This is a genomic window from Okeania sp. SIO2B9 (assembly GCF_010672505.1).
GTDB lineage: Bacteria > Cyanobacteriota > Cyanobacteriia > Cyanobacteriales > Microcoleaceae > Okeania > Okeania hirsuta.
The window spans coordinates 1-1,266 of record NZ_JAAHGK010001694.1; the positions used below are offsets into that span (position 1 = coordinate 1).

Sequence of the window (1,266 nt, forward strand, 5' to 3'; positions counted from 1 at the left end):
TTTTTGAGCTAACCTCAGTTTCTTATACAGTTTATTAAAATACTTAGGGTTGTTGACTTTTGTGCCATCACTTGTGGCAATGAGACTACTAATACCAACATCTACACCAACTTGTTTATTGAGTGGTTTGAGTTTGAAATCTCTGTTGTCGTTAAATCTCAAAGACACCGACCATCTATTGGATGGGTCAAGCATAACTGTTATTGTAGTGGGGCTACATCCTGGTGGTAATTGCCTACTCCATCTGATCGGTAATGGGGAAGCACATTTAGCTAGATATACTTGGCCATCTTTCCATTTGAATGCAGACTTGGTAAATTCAGCACTACCACCATTGCGTTTTTTCTTAAAGTTAGGATATTTGGCCCGGAGTGAGAAAAAGTTAGTAAAAGCTGTTTGTAAATGTCTCAGACTTTGTTGCAATGGTACGCTGCTTACTTGGCTTAGGAATTCTAAGTCCTCCTGCTTTTTCCATTTGGTAAGCATGGCCGAAGTTTGCTTGTATCCTACACGATCCTGTTTCTCGTACCAAGCTTGAGTTCTAATCGCCAAGGCTTTGTTGTAGATTAGTCGCACACAGCCTAAAGTTCTCCGCAACAAGTTTTCCTGTTCTGGAGTTGGATAGAACCTAAATTTGTATGCTTTTTCAACCATCTACTGCTAGCTAATTAACTTTTCACAGTTTTAATACCAATTTCATAAAGTCAGACTACAGATAACTTGACATCTTGGATTTCAAGCTTGATAGATATTTTAACAAGTGTTGCTTAAGTTTATGAAATTGGTATAACACATTGTTTGTGAAAGATCGATATTGATTGCGATTCATCCCGACGCTCCCGTAACCGGAGAGCGCGGGTCTTCTCGCAACACTTTGATAAATTCCATAAGCAACGTCTAACTCGTCGTCAAACATTTGTCGGGACAGTTATCTTTTTTGAGATATTGCCACTCCAATCCAATTGAGTCGATCTTAGAACAATATTTAGGCAGAAATAAAGATGTATAAACCTAATATTCCCACTTTCACCATAACTTTTGAACTTCCTGACATTTGTGTATAAGGCCATTATCCTGTACTATGACTCTCATACGTCCTAATTTTTCTCCTTCTTGAGCTTCTCCCTCCATCATCTGGATGTAAGATTTACGATTCACCACCGATAACACTCACCATAAACAAAGCTGATTAGAGGTTTAAACAGCGCGATAATGCTTAATCTAGGACATCGATGCTTTGTCTGTTCAAAAGATTTTTGTTCACCT

The 1,266-nt window shown here is 38.5% G+C and carries 2 protein-coding genes; both read right to left on the minus strand.

Annotated features, from left to right (window positions below; genetic code table 11):
* Positions 1 to 654: transposase (locus F6K13_RS33760; protein ID WP_287290018.1), on the minus strand; the 654-nt coding region annotated here is incomplete at its 3' end.
* Between the two features lie 372 nt (positions 655 to 1,026).
* Positions 1,027 to 1,161: a hypothetical protein gene (locus F6K13_RS33765; RefSeq protein ID WP_275670409.1), complete on the minus strand. Its 135-nt coding sequence runs from the start codon at positions 1,159 to 1,161 to the stop codon at positions 1,027 to 1,029.
* Between the last annotated feature and the right edge of the window lie 105 nt (positions 1,162 to 1,266).